The organism is Paenibacillus humicola (genome assembly GCF_028826105.1).
In the GTDB taxonomy this organism is placed as follows: domain Bacteria; phylum Bacillota; class Bacilli; order Paenibacillales; family Paenibacillaceae; genus Paenibacillus_Z; species Paenibacillus_Z humicola.
Map to the genome: position 1 here is coordinate 4,106,996 of NZ_JAQGPL010000001.1, position 18,270 is coordinate 4,125,265.

Sequence of the window (18,270 nt, forward strand, 5' to 3'; positions counted from 1 at the left end):
ATACTCCTTCTATCTGCATCCTACAGAAAATATACAGTTTATTATAGCACAGTACATTCGGCGAATACCAGCAACGGGTAAACAGGCATACTAAATCTTACAATTTCCGGGGCCCAGCGCCGCTCCAACCGGTATTCGGCGCGACGTCCCTCTCTGGAGGCCGGACCTGAATGAAAACGGCTCGAACCGCCGCCGTCCTGCTGGCAAGCTCGCTGCTCGTCGCGTTCGGATTCAATCAGCTGCTCATTCCCCACCGCTTGATCAGCGGCGGCGTTTCCGGGATCACGATGATCGTCGGCTATGCGACGGGGCTGAATATCGGCTTTCTGTATTTGCTCCTCAATTTGCCGATTCTGATATGGGGCTGGCGCGTTCTCGGACGGCGCTTCATCGTATGGAGCGTCTTTGTCGTGCTGGCGACAACGGCCGCCATGCAGCTTATCCCCGAACGGCCGGCGGTCGGCGATTTGATGATCGCCTCCGTGTTCGGCGGCGTCGCCGTCGGCCTCGGCACCGGGCTGTCGCTGCGGGCGGGGGCGTCGACCGGAGGCTTCGATATCGTCGCCTCCATCGTATCGCGCAGCCGCAATCTGCCCGTCGGCATGCTTATCTTCGCGCTGAACGGCAGCATTATCGCACTGCTCGGCGTGCAGACGGGCAACTGGGACATCGCGCTGTATTCGCTCGTTTCCATCTATGCGGCCGGCAAAATCATCGACCTCGTGCACATCAGTCAAATCAAGGTAACCGCCTTTATCATTACAAGCCGTACCGAGGAGCTTCGCTGCGCCCTGCTGCCGCTTCAGCGCGGCATCACCGTCATCCGGACGCAAGGCGCTTACACCGGCATCGAGCGGGACATGCTGATGACGGTCACGACCCGGTACGAGCTGGCCGAGCTGCGCCGCATCATCAAAGCGACGGATCCCGCGGCCTTCGTCAACATTGTCGAGACGGCCGGCGTGATGGGCGAATTCCGGCGCCCCGCCGATTGAACGCCGGACAGACGGTTTCCAATCCTCGGCATACATGGATTTTAAAGCATGGCTCTAGGTTTTTTCGATGTGCACTGGTATAATAAAGGTATCCCGTGGTTCCCAAGTTTCATGCCATACTCTTCTGCCCTCCATTTTACGATGAAAGGGTGTTGCTACATGGATATGGAAACGGTCAAACTGTCGCGGATCGTGGAAAAGCTGGCGCCGGAGCTGGTACCCTTCCTCACGCAGCGCGAGCTTAATCTGAACATCGTGCTGCGCGACGGACTTGCCCTGCTGGAACCGGAGGACGCGATGGAAATTGTACAGCACAGCATTTGCGAGCAGCAGAAGGAAGTGCTTTTGCACTAATTGCATGAGGCGGGAACGCTAGTCGTTCCCGTCTTTTTTGTGCCTGGATTTCCGTCCTCGCGGGCGGCCGGCTCGCAGCCGGCCCTGATCGGCTTGAACAAGCCCCTCCGCGACGCTGCGGATTCCGGAAACGAGAAAAAGCGATTCGGAAACGGCGATTTGAACATTGCCGCCGCGCCCGAAACGCTTTTTTAAGGGTTAAGCTCTCAGCCTGCCTATCATGTTCAGAAAATAAGCCACCGTTCTTCCCGCCCGGAGCCGGACGTCCTGATCCGCGGGCTCCCCGTCCGCGGTAAATTCGCGCTGCGCGCCGCCGATCGATATCCATTCGGAGCAGTTAATGCCGTGTACGTTGCGGACAATTGTCTGCATATGCTGCAGCGAGCTGACGCCGACCGGGCCGCCGGCCGTACTGACGGACAGCACCGGCTTGCCGTCGAAATGATCGAAGCCGAGAAAATCAAGCGCATTCTTCAGCGCGCCGGAGACGCTTCCGTGATATTCGGGCGTCCCCAACACGACGCCGTCCGCCGCCAAAACGGTTTGACGCAGCTTCGTTACGTTGGAGTGAGCCTCAATCTCGTCCGGCGAATACATCGGCAGCGGATCGGTATGCAGATCGAACACTGCCGCTTCGTGCCCTTCGGCGCGCACCAGGCCGGCAATATAATGAATCAGCTTCGTGCTGCCGGCATCCCTGCGGTTCGACCCGGCAATCAATGCGATTTTCAAATAAGTTCATCTCCTCTTCGATCGGCTTGCATACTTTACATACAATTTAGTTTATAAAATTATAGAAGTCAAGGACAATTTTCCCTCTGCCGAAATCGAAAAAACCGCACCCGTCGTTGTTACGGGCATGCGGTTCGTCGTAGCGTCAGCCTTCGATCACAAACCCGTTTCCGGGCTCGATCCGCTTCTTCTCCACGATAGCTGCGGACCGGATTTCGGGCATCCGGATAAAATGTCTCGCGACGTGCGATTCGACCGAAGCGAAAGCCTTCTCGTCGCTGTCGGCTGCGATAATGAGATGAATGAGCTTGTCCTCGAGCTGAACTTCGATTTTATATAACAGCAGCATTCGCGGGCTCCTTACTGCGACAGCCGAAGCGCCAGGTCGTATAAGTCCATGTTGAACGGCTTCTTCGTGTTGACGACTTTGTCGATATCGGTCACAACCAGCTCGCCGCGGATAATGCCGCATGCCTTGGCGGAGTCGCCTTCTATCAGCTTGCGTACGGCGAAATCGCCCAGCTGGCTGGCCAAAATCCGGTCGTTGTGCGTCGGACAGCCGCCCCGCTGAATATGGCCGAGCACCGTGACGCGCGGCTCTATGCCGTTGCGCTCCGTAATGCCCGAAGCGATCTCGTGGCCGCTGCCCACACCCTCCGCCACGATAATGATACTGTGACGCTTGCCGGACTGAAAATTTTCCTGCATGCGGGAAGCGACCTGATCGAGATCGAACGGCACCTCCGGCACGAGGATCGTCTCCGCCCCGCTGGCCAGACCCGCATAGAGCGCGATATCGCCGCAGTGCCGGCCCATCACCTCGACGACCGACGACCGCTCGTGCGACGTCATCGTATCGCGCAGCTTGTTAATCGCGTCGACGACGATGCTGACCGCCGTATCGAAGCCGATCGTAAAATCGGTGAACGGAATATCGTTGTCGATCGTCCCGGGCAGCCCCATCGTGCGGATGCCGAGCTTGCTCAGCTTGTTCGCGCCTTGGTACGAGCCGTCCCCGCCGATGACGACGAGGCCGTCGATGCCGTTCGCGCGCAAAATCTCAGCGCCCTTCTGCTGGCCTTCCGGACTTAGAAATTCCTTGCAGCGCGCCGTTTGCAGAATCGTGCCTCCGCGCTGAATAATATCGCCGACGCTGCGCAAATCCATTTTGCGAAGATCGCCGTTCAGCAGCCCGTGGTAGCCGCGCTGCACTCCGTATACCTCAAGTCCGTGAAACAGCGCGCTGCGCACGACGGCTCGAACCGCCGCGTTCATCCCCTGCGAGTCGCCGCCGCTTGTGAGCACGGCGATGGATTTCACTTCCGACATCCTACCATCCACTCCTCTTATTTCTGTCCATATTTGTCTGTAAAGCCTTCAGGCTCGTTCCGGGATTGCCGCATGCGGATCCAGACGCTGTTTCCCCAGAAGAACAGCCGGGTCAGCGGACTGCGCTTCATCAGCCGCCTGGACACGGTCCGGACGTCGTCCTGCTGCCGCACCTTCGGGTCGGACAAATAAAGCGCAAGCAGCCCTTCGATGATCATCCGGTGGAAGCGCCGCGCGGGCAGCGCATGCACGTCCCGGCGGGCGTATCCGGCAATATCGCCGATCCGCTCCGCGACCTTCCTCCGGTCCTCGTAATAATGGCAAAAATTCAAATCGCCGCCGAGCCGGTCCTCCTCCTGATCGATCAGGTAGTCCAGCAATATGTGCAGGCTGCATACGTGCGGGAAATACGCCCGCTTGATCGCGAGCGCATCCTCCGGCTCAAGCCCTTCTTCCGTCGCCGCAAGGAACAGCATAAACATGCCGAGCGTCGAGCCCGTCGCGGCGGCAAATTCGTTCCAGCGCAGATGCGGCACCTGATGCCGGTGCTTCTCCCACCATGCCAGCAGCGCCGGTTCGCGCCGATCCTTGACGATATGCTTGTAAACCTGCAGATCGCCGTATAGTCCGACCAGCTCGGCCACATGCGGCTGGACGACGGCATAGGAAGGAAGCTTCGCCGCGCACGCTTGACACGTCCGGACAAGCTCGTGCAAATAACCGCCGTCGTCCCGCTCGTTTCGAAGCGCGTAATAGTCCCGAAGCGGCGCGTGCGGGTCGACGGCATCGAGCATCGACTGGTGAAGAAGACGGAAATCCCCTTCGTCGAGCGACGTACTTCGGTCACAGAGGTTGTCCAGGTAGTCGCTGATCGTCTGAAGGGCGACGATGAGCGGGATAAGAACATGCCGCTGGCGCAAATTCGCGGCCGCGTACACGCCTCCGCCCTGGCAGTGGAACTCCTTGCTCGTCATGCTGGCGATCGCCTGCTTCCGCAGCTCGTCGTCCGGGATCCGCTCCGCAATACGCCGAAGCCGCCCAAGCTCATCCTTAACGCCGGGTAAAACGTATTTATACACCCTGTACATCAACCGTACGGGTGTTTTCGGCGCATGTCGTATGCGCGAGGACAATCTCATTAAGGCGCCTCCTTGACAGATCCGTTAGGAATGGCGCCGCGGTTCAATCTCTTGATTGATGCGGTACCAAATATGCAAATCGTTGATCCGGCTCGCCAGATCGGCAATGTCCGAATTGAGCGCGCAGCTGGTTTCGAAATCTTCTTCATCGAATAATTCCGCCTGCTTCTCGTTGATCAGCCGCTCGAACGCAAAGACGCGATCGGGAATTGCGCCGCGGATCTCTTCCCACCTTACAAGAATGGCTTCCCGCTCGCGGGCAGTATAGGTTTCCCATTCACGCTCAAAGAAGGGGAGTTCGATGCCGAGTCTCTCATTCCAGATGAAAAAACGTTCCACTATATAAAACCTCCAACCATTAATGTACCATTTCGGCCTCCAATAATCCAGCGCGAATCCGCATGCCGCTGGGCGCTCCGGGCGGACCCGGCAGCTTTTTTTCCCCGCTGCCCCGTTCTTGTTCCCCTTTTCACTTTCGAGGCGTGCTATACTGATGTACAGCTTGTTCAAATCCGGTCCGCCAGGCCGGTCCAGACATCGATTTGGAGTGACTTGATCATGAAAACAACCGCATCCGGCGTTTCCGCCCCGGCCGCCGACCAAACGGGCGCCGGGCCGGCGACCGCTCCATCCGCCGGAGCCGCGAAAGAAACGAATTTGCTGCGCGCCTTCAGCTTCTCCATCTACGCCACGCAGGCGCTGGTCGTCTCGTATATTCCGCTCTATTTTCTCGACCGCGGCTTCAGCGCCGCTCAAATCGGCATTTTATATTCGACCGGCCCGTTCATCTCCGTCTTCGCCAACCTCATTACGGGAACGGCGAGCGACAAATACCGGACGATCAAAAAGCTGCTTACCGTCCTCCTGCTCGGGCAGCTCGTCATGATTTCGCTCCTCTTTACAACCAATTCGTTTATCCTTGTCGGGCTGATCATGCTGGCCTTCTATTTCTGCCAGACGCCGATGAACCCGCTGAGCGACAGCCTGATTCTGCTCTCCAGCCAATATACGGGCAGGCCGTATGCGCTGGTGCGCATCTTCGGTTCGCTCGGCTCCGCCGTCTGCGCGTACGCCTTCGGCCTGCTGCTGAAGCAAACCGGAACGTCCGCAGCGCCTTTTGTCGGGATGGCGATGATTGCGGTGTCGATCGGCTTTTCGTTTCTGCTGAAGGATTATCAGGGCGCGCTTAAAAAAATGGACTTTTCCGGCTTTCTCAAGCTGCTCCGCAAACCGGACACCGCTCTCTTCTTCCTGCTCGTGCTCGTCATCTCGATCGCGCACCGGATGTACGAGGGCTTCCTCGCCGTCACGCTCCGGCAAATGGGCGCCAGCGATTCGCTCGTCGGGCTGGCGTCGATGATTTCGGGATTCAGCGAGATTCCGGTACTGTTCCTGCTCGGCAAATACGGGCACAAGTTCAAGGAGCTTCCGCTGCTTGCGATCGCCAGCCTGATGTATGCCGTCCGTTTTTTCCTGATCGGCAAAATCACGTCACCCGTATGGGTGCTTCCGCTCCAGGCGATGCACAGCGTTTCGTTCGGCATCTATTTCGCCACCGCCGTCCGCTATTTGTCGGGCATCATTCCGGACGAGTACCGCTCGTCCGGCCAGGCCGTGTACGCCGTCATCTGGAGCGGCTTCGCGGGCATCATCAGCGGCACGGTCGGCGGCGCGATCTACGACCATTACGGCAAAGGCGCTTTTTTCCACATGGCCGCGGGTCTGGCGCTGGCCGCCTGCGCCGGTTTTCTGGGCAAGCATTTTCTGAGGAGAAAATAAGCCTCGACCGCTTCGCCGGTTGCAATGCTTGGCCTTTTCACTATAATGGGGAAGGGAGTGATTGCAGAACATGGAATACGTTTCGGTCAAACAGCTCATTCACGAGCGCCGCAGTGTCCGTAAATTTTCGGACGAGCCGGTTACACACGATCAAATCCGCGAGCTGATCGACTGCGCGCGGTATGCCCCGAGCGATACGAACTCGCAGACGTGGGCGTTCGTCGTCGTCACGAATAAGGAAAAAATTAAAGCGATCGAGGAGCTGACCTGGGCGCAGCTGCACGCGCGCGCCGAAGCGGCGGAAGCGAAGGGCCTCTCGCGGGAAGCCAGGCTGCTGATCAAATCGTTCGGCCCGTACGCCACCGCCTTCACCGGCGCTCCGGCGCTGATTGTATGTCTCGCGACGCCGTACGCTTCGAAATTCCGCGAACGGATCTTCGATCCGATCGGCCTGGTAACGGATGACGTCTGGCGCGAGGAAGGCATCAAGAGCAGCTGCCTCGCTTCGCAAAATTTGATGCTGGCCGCTCACGCGATGGGGCTCGCGACCTGTCCGATGACCGGTCCGGTGCTGCTGGCCGAACGCCAGCTGAAGGAATACCTCGGCATCGAGGCCCATCTCGACGTCAACATGGTCATCGCGCTCGGCCATCCCGCCGAAACGCCCGGCAAGCTGCCGCGCAAGGAAATCGACGACATTTTGACGATTGTGGACTGATGTTATCCTTAAGCCGAAAGAACCCCGCCCGCGCAAAAGCGGTTCGGGGTTTTTTTGTTAAAAAGCCTTTTAATCGTGATCGCTGTCGCCTTCAAGCTCGAAATTGACATACACGTCCTGCACATCGTCGTTGTCTTCGAAAGCGTCCATCATTTTCATCAGCTTCTCGGCGTTTTCGCCTTCAGCTTTCACCATGGTTTGCGGCAGCCAGCGGACACCGGCCTCGGTGAAGCCGTAGCCTTCGTTCTCGAGCGCCGTCTTTACCTGCTCGAATTCGTGCGGATGCGTTAAAATTTCGAAGCTGTCCTCATTGACAATGACGTCTTCGGCCCCCGCTTCGAGCGCCTGCATCATGACCGTATCCTCGTCAGCGCCGAAATCTTCCCGGTTGATCACGAGCAGCCCTTTATGGTCGAACATATACGAGACGCAGCCGCTCTCCCCCATATTGCCGCCGCGTTTGTTAAAGACCGCGCGGACATCGGCGGCGGTGCGGTTGCGATTGTCCGTCAGGCAGCGGACCATAATCGCAACCCCTCCCGGACCGTAGCCTTCGTACATAATTTCCGCATACTCGACGTTATCGGAGTTCCCCGTCGCGCGCTTGATGGCGCGCTCGATATTTTCCGTCGGCATCTGCTCCGCTCGGGCGGCGGCGATGGCGTTTTTCAGCCCGAAATTCGATTCCGGACTCGGTCCGCCGCTGCGGGCTTGGACATAAATTTCCCGCGCGAGCTTGACGAATTTATTATTTTTAGCCTGGTCGGCCTTGCCTTTGCGATCCTTGAACAGCTTGAATTTCGGCATTTCCAATCGCTCCCCCTGAGGTTTCGTTACCTGCTTGCACCCCTCAGTTTATCACCTTGCCCGTACTTCGGTCAAAGGCTGCGCGGCGCGTTTGTCCGTCCGGACACAAGAAAACCCGGCAATCGAAATTGCCGGGTTAATCGCTCTCTGGACACTGCATTATAAGAAGTTTCCGGTCGGAAACAGCAATCTTACAATTTCGTGACGTTAGCCGCTTGCGGTCCGCGGTTGCCTTGCGTAATGTCGAATTCGACCGTTTGGCCTTCCTCCAGCGTTTTGAAGCCATCGCCTTGGATTGCCGAGTAGTGAACGAAGACGTCCTCGCCATTCTCTACCTGGATGAATCCGTACCCTTTCTCTGCGTTAAACCATTTTACTGTTCCTTTCAATTGAACAACCTCCTAAAATAAACCGCCGTTTACGGCGAGTAATTCCTATTATAAACGGTAAGCGGCGACATTGCAATTAAAGCTTAGGGCGGCTTGGACGCCGGATCAGCAGCCCGTATTCAGATTTCGGGATGAAGGGAAGCCGGGTGCGGAACAGCTCCGGCCGCCCGCCTGCCGCCTCAATCGCCGCCAGCAAATCGTCCAGGCGGGAATAGCGCTCGAACCGCAGCGACATAACGGGATAAATCCGGATGACGCCTCCCGGCCTGCACACGCGCATCATCTCCTGTACCGACCGGAGATGGAAGCCGTAATCGAACTGATCCCCGTACAGAAACAAAAAGTGGCTGCACAGCACAAGCGAGAACCGGTCCCCTTCATACGGCAGGTCCGGGAGGCTGCCCGCCGTATAACGGGAGCGGCCTTGTCCGGAGCCGAAATGGTCTGCAAATCGCTGCAGCGACTGCCGCCGCATTGCGGCATGCCGCTCCAGACTGCCGTAATACGTCCAGTCGTACTGCCGATAAAGCTTTGCCAGCTTTGCTGTAGAGACGCCGATTTCTTCGCCCGCTTCCCGGACGAGCTTCTCCGGCTCTCCGGAATACCGCGGATCGACCGCTGTAGCCTGCAGCCCTCTGGCCGCCGCATCCGCCGTAAACGACGACCCGCCTGCGGCGATGTCGACGATTTCCCCTGCCGCAAGCTCCTCTTCGCTCAAGTCGAACATGCGCACATACTCCTCGAAACTGCGGCACGTGACCGCTACGCCTTCCTGTTCATACCTTTTCATCATGTCCGCTTTCCTCCGCTCTGCTCTTCTTTCTCTTCTCATCTCGGCTCGTCATCCGTCCGGCAATCGGTAAAGCCGGATACGGTTGGCATATTCTAGCACACGTTTCATTTGATTTCTACCCCTGAATATCGCTATGATGAAAAGATACGACGATCGAATGGAGAGGGTACCGTATGATCAAAAAGGTGCAAATTTACAAAACGGACAAATATAACATGCTGACCGTCGAGGTTCAGGGCAAAACGCTTGTCGTACGTGAAATTTCCGATCAATGGGGCGAGGAATGCCACACGTTCATCAGCCGCCCGGAAATGATGAACTGGGCGGAGAAGCGTTTTCGTCCCGAGGATTTCGCCGGCCGGGAAGCGGAGTTCGAGGCGATTATGGCGGGGTTCCGCAGCGTTTGACGCCGTGTCCGGATGCGGGCCGGACCGCATGGCCGGCTTGCAGGAAAAATCATCCGAACATCGAACATATCCTATACGGGACGTGCATAGGTTTGCGAAAGGGAGACGCGCACATTTGAATACGACCGCAACGATCATTTTTATTATCGCGGCTTTCACGCTCGGGGCCGTCGTGATCATGCAGCGAAACCAAATTCCGGACCGGCTGCGCAGGAGCGTCGCCGTCGCGGCGATCGTCATGATCGCGCTCGCTTTTTTCCTGATTGTTTACAGTTTGGCAAGTATGGGGTCATAAGGGCGCCGCTTAACGGCTACACTAGGGGCAAACCTTGCATGGGAGCGTGAATCCGCCTTGAAATGGCTGCCGATCCTGTTGTCCCTGTCCCTGCTGTCTGGCCCGACCGCAGCCGCGGACCCGCCGGCGCAAGACGCCGCGGCATCGTCCACTCTACATGAACCGAGGAGGATTCCGATGAACCACGTACCGAAACGAACCGAAACCGCGCCAGAGACCCGCTGGAAGCTCGAAGACCTGTTCGCCGATCAGGCGGCATGGGACAAGGAGTACCAGGAAGCGAAGGAACAAATGAAGCAGGCTGCCGCTTTCCAGGGCAAGCTGGCCGATCCGAAACAGCTGAAGGCGTGCTTCGAGCTGGAGGACGAGCTGTCGCTTCATGTGGAACGGCTTTACGTGTACGCGAATTTGAAGCACCACGAGGATACGGCGGAGCCGGCCTATCAGGCGCTGTCGGACAAATCGAAGAAGCTCAGCGTCGAAACGGGCGAAGCGCTCTCCTTCATTACGCCCGAGGTGCTCAGCCTGTCGGACGCCGAGCTGGAATCGTTTATTACCAATCCCGATTTGGCCCAATACCGCCATACGCTGGAGGAAATGCGCCGCCAGAAAACGCACATTTTGTCCAAAGCCGAGGAAGCGCTGCTTGCGCAGGTCGGCAACGTCAGCCAGGCGCCCGGCACGATTTTCAGCATCCTGAACAACGCCGACCTGAAATTCCCTAAAGTAAAGGACGAGAACGGCGAGGAAGTGGAACTGACTCACGGCCGTTATATCCAGTTCCTCGAAAGCGGCAACCGCGAGGTTCGCGAAGCTGCGTTCAAGGCGATGTACGAAACGTACGGCCGGCTGAAAAACACGCTTGCTTCGACGCTGAATGCGAACGTGACGAAAAACATTTTTTACGCCCGCGCTCGCAAATATCCTTCTGCTCTGGAGATGTCGCTGTACGGCGACAACATTCCGAAGAGCGTCTACACGAATCTGATCGATACGGTACATAAACATCTGCCGCTCATGTATCGTTACATGGAGCTGCGCAAAAAGCTGCTCAAGGTCGACGAGCTCCATATGTACGACCTGTTCGCGCCGCTGGTCGACGAATTCAAGATGGACATCACCTACGACGAGGCGAAATCAACGGTCAAGGAAAGCTTGAAGCCGCTCGGCGGCGACTACTTGAACGTGCTGCAGCAGGGCTTCGAGAACGGCTGGATCGACGTCTACGAGAACGAAGGCAAGCGCAGCGGCGCATACAGCTGGGGCGCATACGGCACACATCCGTACGTGCTGCTCAACCATAAGGACAATCTGAACAGCATGTTTACGCTCACGCACGAAATGGGCCACGCGCTGCATTCGTATTATTCGGATACAAACCAGGATTACCGCGACGCACAGTATACGATTTTCCTGGCGGAGGTCGCGTCGACGCTCAACGAGGCGCTGCTGATGGATTATCTGCTTAAGAAATCGACCGATCCGAAGGAAAAAATGTACCTGCTCACCTATTACGCCGACCAGTTCCGGACGACGGTGTTCCGCCAGACGATGTTCGCCGAATTCGAGAAAATCATTCACGAGAAAAGCGAGCAGGGCGATTCGCTTACGCCGCAGGAGCTGTCGAAGATTTATTACGACCTGAACGTCAAATATTACGGGCCGGGCATGGTTGTCGACAAAGACATCGAAATGGAGTGGGCGCGCATCCCCCATTTCTATACGAGCTTCTACGTCTACAAATACGCGACGGGATTCTCGGCGGCAACGAGTTTTTCGAAGCAGATTCTCGACGAAGGCGCGCCGGCCGTCGAGCGTTATCTCGGCTTCCTGAAAAGCGGCGGCAGCGACTTCTCGATCAACATCCTGAAAAAAGCCGGCGTCGATATGTCGACACCGGAGCCGATCGAGCAGGCGATGAGCGTGTTCGAGGATTTGATCAGCCAGATGGAAGAACTGACCAAATAACGATAGCCTGTAAAAAGGGCGTCTCTCCTGCGAGAGACGCCCTTTATTTGCTTTATTCCGGAGGGTACAGTACGATGCGGCCGTCCTCCATCTCGACCCGCACCTTGTTCTTTTCTTTGAACTGCTCCGCCTGCAAATAAGCGGCCGGAATTTGCAGCCGCCCCGCTTTGTCGATGACGGCATATTCGACGTGGCTCTCCTGCTCCGCCGCGGCCCCCTGCTCCAGTGCCGCCAGCTCGTCGGCATACGATTGGCGGCGGAGAATCTCCGAGGACGTCTTGCCGTCGCGGATCGCAACGACGCGGTCGACCTTGCGGGCGAGCAGCGGATCGTGCGTTACGATGACGATCGTAATGCCCGTGCTGCGGTTCAGCTCGCGAAACAGGTCGAGGATCTGGTTCGACGTACGCGTGTCGAGCGAGCCGGTCGGCTCGTCGGCCAGCAGCAGCTTCGGCTCGTTCGACAGCGCGATCGCGATGGCGACCCGCTGCTGCTCGCCGCCGGACAGCTCGCTCAGGCGGTTCTTGATGCGGTGGCTGAGGCCGACCGCATCGAGCAGCTCAAGCGCGCGCAGCCGCTTGCGGCGCCCCTTCAGCAGAATCGGCAGCTCGACGTTCTCGAGCGCGGTCAAGTACGGGATCAGGTTGCGCGCGTTGTTTTGCCAGACAAAGCCGACCGATTCGCGCTTATATTTCACGAGATCGCGTTCCGTGAACTTCAGCAGGTCCTTTCCGTCGACGAGGAGCGTCCCGGCGGAAGGGCGGTCGAGGCCGCCCAGCATATTCAGCAGCGTCGATTTGCCGCTGCCGCTGTTGCCGATGATGGCCATCAGCTCGCCCGCTTCGACCTGCAGATCGAGCCCCTGCAGCGCTACGACCTCCAGATCGTCGGTTTTATAAATTTTGACGAGTCCGTCGCAATAGATCATCGCTTATTCCTCCCCGAGCTTGAGCGCCTGCGTAATTTTCATCCGGGAAATGCGGATGCCGAGTATCGACAGTCCGATCAGCAGCATAAAGCCGACGACGCCGTACAGCTGCGCGTAATCGCTGAGCTGGCGCACGATCTGAAACGGCGGCGACTGATCCGACGCGCTGAACGAAAGCTGGAACAGCGGCACGAACAACTGGCTGACTCCATTGCCGATAAAGACGCCGATCAAAACGGCGGCGACGGAGGTGAGCAGCTGCTCGCTCAGCAGCATGCCGACGATTTGCAGAAACGATATGCCCATCGCGCGCAATATCCCGAACTGCAGCGTGCGGGAGGACAGCGTCAGCACCCAGAACAGCAGGAAGCCGAAAAAGCTGATCAGCATCGAGATAACGAAGCCGAGCGTCATGACGCCGTTGATCGCCAGGCGGAACGGATCGTTTTTGGACCGGACAAGCAGCTGTTTAGCGTCGACCAAATCCTGTACCGGGATGTTCTTCTTCTGCAAATCGTCGTACACGACCTGGCTGGATGCGCCGTCCTTCAGCTTGATCCACACCTCATACGGCTCGAGCGCGAGATGATTCTGGATATACGACAGGTTGCCGACGACGAGGTTCGGCTTTTTGGCTTTCGGGCCGGAATCGTCGTCTCCGGCGTCGGAAGACGTATCGCCGTCGTCCGAGGCGCCAGCCGGCAGCGGGTTCCAGCCCGGCCAGTAATCGATAATGCCATACACGATGAAGCTGGCCTCGTCAAGCCCGCTCCAGCTGAGCGTCAGCGGATCGCCCGGCTTTACCTTGTACGCATCGGCAAGCGACCGGGAGATGAGCACCGCCTTCGGATCGGGCGCAATCAGGTTCAAATAACTGTTGAACGGATAATCGAGCAGACCGTCCCGCATCCAGGCCACTTTGCCGAAATCGTCGGTATCGATGCCGTACAATTCGGTGGAATCGGTGCTCCCGTTTACGCTGACGCTCGCATCCGGCTTGCGGAACACTCGGGCTGCCGTATCGACGCCAGCCAGCTGCGTCATCGTCAAGAACGGCGGCTCCGTGTACGTAATTTTCTGCGGAGCCGCGGCGGCGGCATCACCGCCTCCGCCTGCGTCGCCCTGCGTCGGCCCTCCCGAAGGCGAAGGCGGCGGCGCATCGTTCTCCCATTGAACGGACAGCCGGATATCGGCCCCATTGTTGTACAGGATTTTGTCGTCCATATTGCCGTTGATCGTCCGCGCCGCATTGGCGCTGAACAGTCCCGTCGCCACCGTCATGATCAGGAACACCTTGATCGTCAAATATTGCGTGGACGAGCGGCTGATTTGCAGCAGCGTGGAGTACAGCGCCGGCGTCCACCACCTTCTGCCGATCCAGTAAACCAGCTTAATGAACCACGGGTAGATGCGGAGCGCAAGCAGCCCGCACCCGAGCGAGAAGAGCGCCGGCATGAAAAACAGCAGCGGATCGACCTGAAGCGAATTCGGATCCAGCGCGAGCGCCTTCAGATCGGACATCCGTTTGTTGAAATTGTACAGCAAATAGACCGAGACGCCGAGCAAAACGAAATCGAGAAACGTCTTATGCCAGAACGAGATCCGGTTTGCGCGCGCCATTTGCTGTTTATGTCCGACGATCGTGGTCCGCGTCGCCAGAAAGGCGGGCACCAGAATGAGCACGATGGAGCCAAGCACGGCGGCGGCGGCGATCCGGTAGGCGGCGCTGTCGAGCACGACCGAAAGCGACGTGCGCTGAACGAATTCGAGGAAGCCGCTCGAGGCGCCGAGCACCTTCGTGAAGAAGACGCCGAGAAACGGGCCGGCGGCCAGCGCCAGCAGTCCAAGCACGATGCTTTCGATCGCGAACACGAGCATGATTTGCAGACGGCTGGCGCCGCGGCTGCGCAGCACCGAAATTTCCGTTTTCTGCCGTTCAATGATGAGATTGGCGGCCATGTATAAATAAAACGCCAGCATGAACATGACGGGCGAATAGAGCGACCACAGCATGAGGTCGAGCTTCTCCTTCTTATCGCCGTACGTTTGGATCGGCGCGCTCGCCGGCATTTCCGTCGAAGAGATGCCGAGCCGCATATTGAAGTAATTGTCAAGCGAGTTGAACTGGCCGGTGATGCGGTCCAGGTTGTCGATTTTGATCTGCGTGTAATCGAGCGCGTACTGCCATTGGATACTGAACAGCCGCAGCTTGTTCGTATCGACGAAATCCCGCTGAAAACGGTCGTAGGGGATGAAAAAGGACGAGCTGTACGCGTCCACGTCGAACTGGTCGTAGCCGCCGTCCGTCTTCGTTTCGATCAGCCCGACGGGGATAATGCGAAACGTCTGCTTCGTGTCCTCGTCCGTATATACGAACTCCGCTCCGAGATCGCGCTTTAGATTGATCAGAAACTTCTGCGTCACCAGCGCCTCATAGACGCCGTCGCTCCGGTTCCCGTTCGGCAAACGGCCGTCGATCAGATGGAAGTGCTTGTCCAGATCGGTGATGGTCCGGAACGAGCCGGTGACGTTCAGCTCGCGCCGCTCAATGTCGCTCGCATCGGCCGGCAGCACGCGGAACGACTGCGTCGCGCGCGAGATGAGATACGACTGCGCTTTGAGGCCGAAGCGGTCCGGCACGGCCTTCATGACGGCGTCGGCGCTCGCGATCCGCGCGCGCGTGACGGCGTATTCGTCGTCTCCACCCGAGACGGACGTCGATACGCGCAGCAGCCCGGGGTAGACGCCGCGGTCCTGCTGCAGCTGCTGAAGCTCCTTCAGCAGCGTCCGCTGCAAAATCGCATGCGAGTATAGCGGCATCGAGCTGAACAGCGCAACGCAAATCGTCAGCCCGAACCACAAATTTAGCTGAAGCCAACGATTCTTCGCCATTTTCCGAAAAATCATCGTCCATAAGGCCATGGTTACACCTCTCGTCCGCCTAGTTATTCAAGATAACCTGCTGCCCCGGATCGAGTCCTTTCACGATTTCCACATCGGTTGCGGTCGTGATGCCGGACTCGACGTCGACCTCCTTGCGCCGCTCGCCGTCCAGCACCTGCACATAGGTCCGGCCCAGGTAGCTCCGCAGGCCGCTGCGCGGAAGAACGATGACATTGTCGTGCTTCTCGAGCAAAATTTTGATGTCGGCGCTGTCGCCCATCTGCGCTTTAACGGCCGGACCGGTAAGCGAGATATACAGCAGCTTGCCGTTCCGCTCGGCAACGTCCTTATCGTCGGTGATCGGCGCGCTGGATGGCGACTGGGTGACGACTCCTTTCGCAGCGGCTCCGTCCACCGTCACAACCACCTTCATCCCCGGCTGGAGCGGCAGCAGCGTCTGCGGGTCGTCCGCCTCGTGCACCAGCTGCAGGCTGCTCGGGTCGGCAATGCTGACAATCGGCTTGTAACCGGTTACATCGTCGCCGGCCTGCAGCGTGTCCCGGTACGATACGACGCCGTCCATCGGCGAGGTCAGCTTCGCCGCTTCGAACTGCGCCTGAAGCGAATCGATCGTAATCCGTTCCCTCTCCACGTCGATTTGGCGCACCCTCAAGTCGTTTTTGCCGGCGCCCGATTTGACCGCCTTGTCGAGCTCGATCTGCGCCCGCTCCAGGTTCAGCTTCTCCAGGTTGATGCGCGTATCGAGATCGCCCGTATCGAGCTCCGCGACCAGCTGGCCCTTCTTCACCGTATCGCCCTGATTGACGTAAATATCCTTCAGCCGCCCGGCATCCGTGTAATAAAGCGGCACGACCCGGCTTGAAGCGAAGGTTGCCGTGCCGATGAAATAGCGTTCGATCGTGCCTTTCTTCGCTTCGACCGTATCGAATTTCTCCTGCGCCGGTTTGACGAGCGGCGGCTGCAGCTCCTTCTGCTGGCGGGGCAGCAGCGAGCAGCCCGACAGCAGCGCTCCCGCAAGCGCGAGTGCGGCGGACGCCCCCGCGAGGCGGGCGAGGCGGCTACGCGTTCGGTTGTGCGGCAATCTCTCCATCCTCCAGTTCGATGACATGATCGACGATTTCCATAATCCCGGGATCGTGCGTCGTCATGACGACCGTCATCCCGAGCTCCTGTACCAAGTCGCGGAACACTTTGATCACCTGCAGCCCCATCCGGCTGTCCAGCTCGGCGGTCGGCTCGTCCGCAAGCAGCAGCGCGGGGCTGTGCGCGATGGCTCGCGCGATGGCGACGCGCTGCTGCTCACCGCCGGACAATTCGGGGGGCCGGTGCTTCATGCGCGGCTTCATCCCGACCCATTCGAGCGCGCGTTCCGCCCGCTCCCGGTGGAGGCGGCTGTCGCTGCCGGCAATCCGCAGCCCGAACTCAACGTTCTCGTAAGCCGACATCAGCGGAATGAGGCCGAACGCCTGGAACACGAGGCCGATCTGGGAACGCCGCCAGACGCTGCGCTGCTTTTCCGGCAGCCGGGATATTTCCTGCCCGTTGTAATACACATGGCCCTCCGTCGGCTGATCGAGCGCGGCCAGCAAATTAAGCAGCGTCGTTTTGCCCGAGCCCGAACGGCCTTTAAGCGCGATCATGGAACCGCGCGCGATGTCGAGGTTAATATTTTTCACGGCGGTAACCGCCGATTCGCCGCTCCCGAACACTTTCTTCACGCCGACGGCGCGCAATAGCGGGTTGTCCCCTGCAGCGGGGGCGGGCGCCCTGTTCATTCGCGGATCAGCTCCTCCCCATGATTTTACAATTCGCCCAGTTCGAGTTTTTGCATGTCAGAGTTAGGATACTAATCTATGAATGCGCTGTCAACCGAAAGATGGACGATTCGGCGGGCTTCCTCCTCCTGCTGTTCAAACGGCCTCGAAATGCGGTAAACGAAAGAAACCCGGCTTCACGAGTCGTGAACGCCGGGTTACCGGGGATCGGGGGACGGAACGTCCGGGGGCGGAAGAAGCGCACGGGCGAACCGGTCCGGGTAATTGGTGCAAATCATCAGCTCTCCGTCCATGGCGGCCAGCTTCCGGATGGCGCCGATATCGTTGACCGTCCAGGCCATCACGTCCGTGCCGGAGGCGCGCATCGCCTCAAGCAGCGCCCGCGAAACCCGTTTGTAGCCGATGGACAGAAACGTCGCGCCGAGCCGCCGCAGATCGCCCGGAAGCGTTCGCGGCGCGGTGTCGGTAATCAGTCCGGTCCTCACATCGTCCGAGAGCCTTCGGACCGCCGTCAGCGCCTCCGGGTCGAATGAGGTTATAACCGTATCATACTGCATCCCTTTGCCGTAAAGCATCTCCACGACCCGGCGCTCCATGCCCGGGTAACGCCCGCCGTACGTCTTCAGCTCGATATTGAACCGGCAGCGTCCCACCAGTTCGCCCAGCACCTGCTCGAGCAGAGGAATGCGTTCGCCGACGTACGCCTTGGAAAACCAGCCGCCGGCATCGAGCGTCCGCAAATAAGAGGCGTCGAAATCGCCGACTTTGCCGTACCCGGACGTCGTCCGATGCAGCCTGTCGTCGTGGATGACGACGGGAACGCCGTCGCGGGACAGCTGCACGTCCAGCTCGATCCACTGCACGAACGGGAACGAGAGCGCTTTGCGGAATGCGGCCATCGTATTCTCCGGCGCCAGTCCGGAAGCGCCGCGGTGCGCGGCACATGGATTGGCCAACG

Annotated in this window: 20 protein-coding genes; 7 read left to right on the plus strand and 13 right to left on the minus strand. The window is 58.7% G+C overall.

The window, feature by feature from the left end; all coding sequences use genetic code 11:
- Positions 1 to 170: 170 nt before the first annotated feature.
- Together PD282_RS18870 and PD282_RS18875 are read left to right on the plus strand one after the other, a co-directional pair.
- A complete protein-coding gene (locus PD282_RS18870) occupies positions 171 to 995 on the plus strand; it encodes a YitT family protein (RefSeq protein ID WP_274652185.1) in 825 nt (274 codons plus the stop codon).
- 159 nt (positions 996 to 1,154) lie between these two features.
- Positions 1,155 to 1,349: a hypothetical protein gene (locus tag PD282_RS18875; RefSeq protein WP_274652186.1), complete on the plus strand. Its 195-nt coding sequence runs from the start codon at positions 1,155 to 1,157 to the stop codon at positions 1,347 to 1,349.
- A 198-nt stretch (positions 1,350 to 1,547) separates the two neighbouring features.
- On the opposite strand, the gene PD282_RS18880 is transcribed toward PD282_RS18875, so the two are convergent.
- The 5 genes from PD282_RS18880 to PD282_RS18900 form a co-directional block, all read right to left on the minus strand.
- Positions 1,548 to 2,081 (minus strand): NADPH-dependent FMN reductase, encoded by a 534-nt coding sequence (locus PD282_RS18880; protein WP_274652187.1) that lies wholly within the window; start codon positions 2,079 to 2,081, stop codon positions 1,548 to 1,550.
- Between the two features lie 145 nt (positions 2,082 to 2,226).
- Positions 2,227 to 2,430: a DUF3906 family protein gene (locus tag PD282_RS18885; protein WP_274652188.1), complete on the minus strand. Its 204-nt coding sequence runs from the start codon at positions 2,428 to 2,430 to the stop codon at positions 2,227 to 2,229.
- An 11-nt stretch (positions 2,431 to 2,441) separates the two neighbouring features.
- Positions 2,442 to 3,410, minus strand: a complete 969-nt coding sequence (gene pfkA / locus PD282_RS18890) for a 6-phosphofructokinase (RefSeq protein ID WP_274652189.1) — start codon at positions 3,408 to 3,410, stop codon at positions 2,442 to 2,444.
- Positions 3,411 to 3,427: 17 nt separating this feature from the next.
- Entirely contained in the window at positions 3,428 to 4,549 is a 1,122-nt protein-coding gene (locus PD282_RS18895) for a tetraprenyl-beta-curcumene synthase family protein (RefSeq protein WP_274652190.1), read from the minus strand.
- 24 nt (positions 4,550 to 4,573) lie between these two features.
- Positions 4,574 to 4,888: a hypothetical protein gene (locus tag PD282_RS18900; protein ID WP_274652191.1), complete on the minus strand. Its 315-nt coding sequence runs from the start codon at positions 4,886 to 4,888 to the stop codon at positions 4,574 to 4,576.
- 219 nt (positions 4,889 to 5,107) lie between these two features.
- Here PD282_RS18900 and PD282_RS18905 point away from each other — a divergent pair, with 219 nt between their 5' ends.
- Both PD282_RS18905 and PD282_RS18910 read left to right on the plus strand, forming a co-directional pair.
- Positions 5,108 to 6,328 (plus strand): MFS transporter, encoded by a 1,221-nt coding sequence (locus PD282_RS18905; protein WP_274652192.1) that lies wholly within the window; start codon positions 5,108 to 5,110, stop codon positions 6,326 to 6,328.
- 70 nt (positions 6,329 to 6,398) lie between these two features.
- Positions 6,399 to 7,046, plus strand: a complete 648-nt coding sequence (locus PD282_RS18910) for a nitroreductase family protein (RefSeq protein WP_274652193.1) — start codon at positions 6,399 to 6,401, stop codon at positions 7,044 to 7,046.
- Between the two features lie 69 nt (positions 7,047 to 7,115).
- Here PD282_RS18910 and PD282_RS18915 read toward each other — a convergent pair whose 3' ends face one another.
- From PD282_RS18915 to PD282_RS18925, 3 genes are all read right to left on the minus strand, one after another.
- Positions 7,116 to 7,853 carry a YebC/PmpR family DNA-binding transcriptional regulator gene (locus PD282_RS18915; protein ID WP_274652194.1) on the minus strand — a complete coding sequence of 246 codons (738 nt, stop codon included), beginning with the start codon at positions 7,851 to 7,853 and terminating at the stop codon, positions 7,116 to 7,118.
- A gap of 191 nt (positions 7,854 to 8,044) precedes the next feature.
- A complete protein-coding gene (locus PD282_RS18920; protein ID WP_274652195.1) occupies positions 8,045 to 8,242 on the minus strand; it encodes a cold shock domain-containing protein in 198 nt (65 codons plus the stop codon).
- 76 nt (positions 8,243 to 8,318) lie between these two features.
- Positions 8,319 to 9,035, minus strand: a complete 717-nt coding sequence (locus PD282_RS18925) for a class I SAM-dependent methyltransferase (protein ID WP_274652196.1) — start codon at positions 9,033 to 9,035, stop codon at positions 8,319 to 8,321.
- A 173-nt stretch (positions 9,036 to 9,208) separates the two neighbouring features.
- On the opposite strand from PD282_RS18925, the gene PD282_RS18930 reads away from it, so the two are divergent.
- The 3 genes from PD282_RS18930 (at position 9,209) to pepF (ending at position 11,705) form a co-directional block, all read left to right on the plus strand.
- Positions 9,209 to 9,442: a hypothetical protein gene (locus tag PD282_RS18930; protein WP_274652197.1), complete on the plus strand. Its 234-nt coding sequence runs from the start codon at positions 9,209 to 9,211 to the stop codon at positions 9,440 to 9,442.
- Between the two features lie 115 nt (positions 9,443 to 9,557).
- Positions 9,558 to 9,737, plus strand: a complete 180-nt coding sequence (locus tag PD282_RS18935; RefSeq protein WP_274652198.1) for a hypothetical protein — start codon at positions 9,558 to 9,560, stop codon at positions 9,735 to 9,737.
- Positions 9,738 to 9,914: 177 nt separating this feature from the next.
- Complete coding sequence (gene pepF / locus PD282_RS18940; protein WP_274652199.1) at positions 9,915 to 11,705, plus strand: oligoendopeptidase F; 1,791 nt, start codon at positions 9,915 to 9,917, stop codon at positions 11,703 to 11,705.
- A 52-nt stretch (positions 11,706 to 11,757) separates the two neighbouring features.
- Here pepF and PD282_RS18945 read toward each other — a convergent pair whose 3' ends face one another.
- From PD282_RS18945 to PD282_RS18965, 5 genes are all read right to left on the minus strand, one after another.
- Positions 11,758 to 12,633: an ABC transporter ATP-binding protein gene (locus PD282_RS18945; protein ID WP_274652200.1), complete on the minus strand. Its 876-nt coding sequence runs from the start codon at positions 12,631 to 12,633 to the stop codon at positions 11,758 to 11,760.
- 3 nt (positions 12,634 to 12,636) lie between these two features.
- Positions 12,637 to 15,555, minus strand: a complete 2,919-nt coding sequence (locus tag PD282_RS18950) for an ABC transporter permease (RefSeq protein ID WP_274652201.1) — start codon at positions 15,553 to 15,555, stop codon at positions 12,637 to 12,639.
- A 19-nt stretch (positions 15,556 to 15,574) separates the two neighbouring features.
- Positions 15,575 to 16,618: an efflux RND transporter periplasmic adaptor subunit gene (locus PD282_RS18955; RefSeq protein WP_274652202.1), complete on the minus strand. Its 1,044-nt coding sequence runs from the start codon at positions 16,616 to 16,618 to the stop codon at positions 15,575 to 15,577.
- Positions 16,596 to 17,312, minus strand: coding sequence for an ABC transporter ATP-binding protein (locus PD282_RS18960; RefSeq protein WP_274652203.1), 717 nt, complete (start codon positions 17,310 to 17,312; stop codon positions 16,596 to 16,598). Before PD282_RS18960 ends, PD282_RS18955 begins: the two co-directional genes overlap by 23 nt.
- Positions 17,313 to 17,509: 197 nt before the next feature.
- The gene (locus PD282_RS18965) at positions 17,510 to 18,268 is read right to left on the minus strand and encodes a glycerophosphodiester phosphodiesterase (RefSeq protein WP_274652204.1); all 759 of its coding nucleotides are present in this window, start codon (positions 18,266 to 18,268) and stop codon (positions 17,510 to 17,512) included.
- Positions 18,269 to 18,270 lie beyond the last annotated feature (2 nt).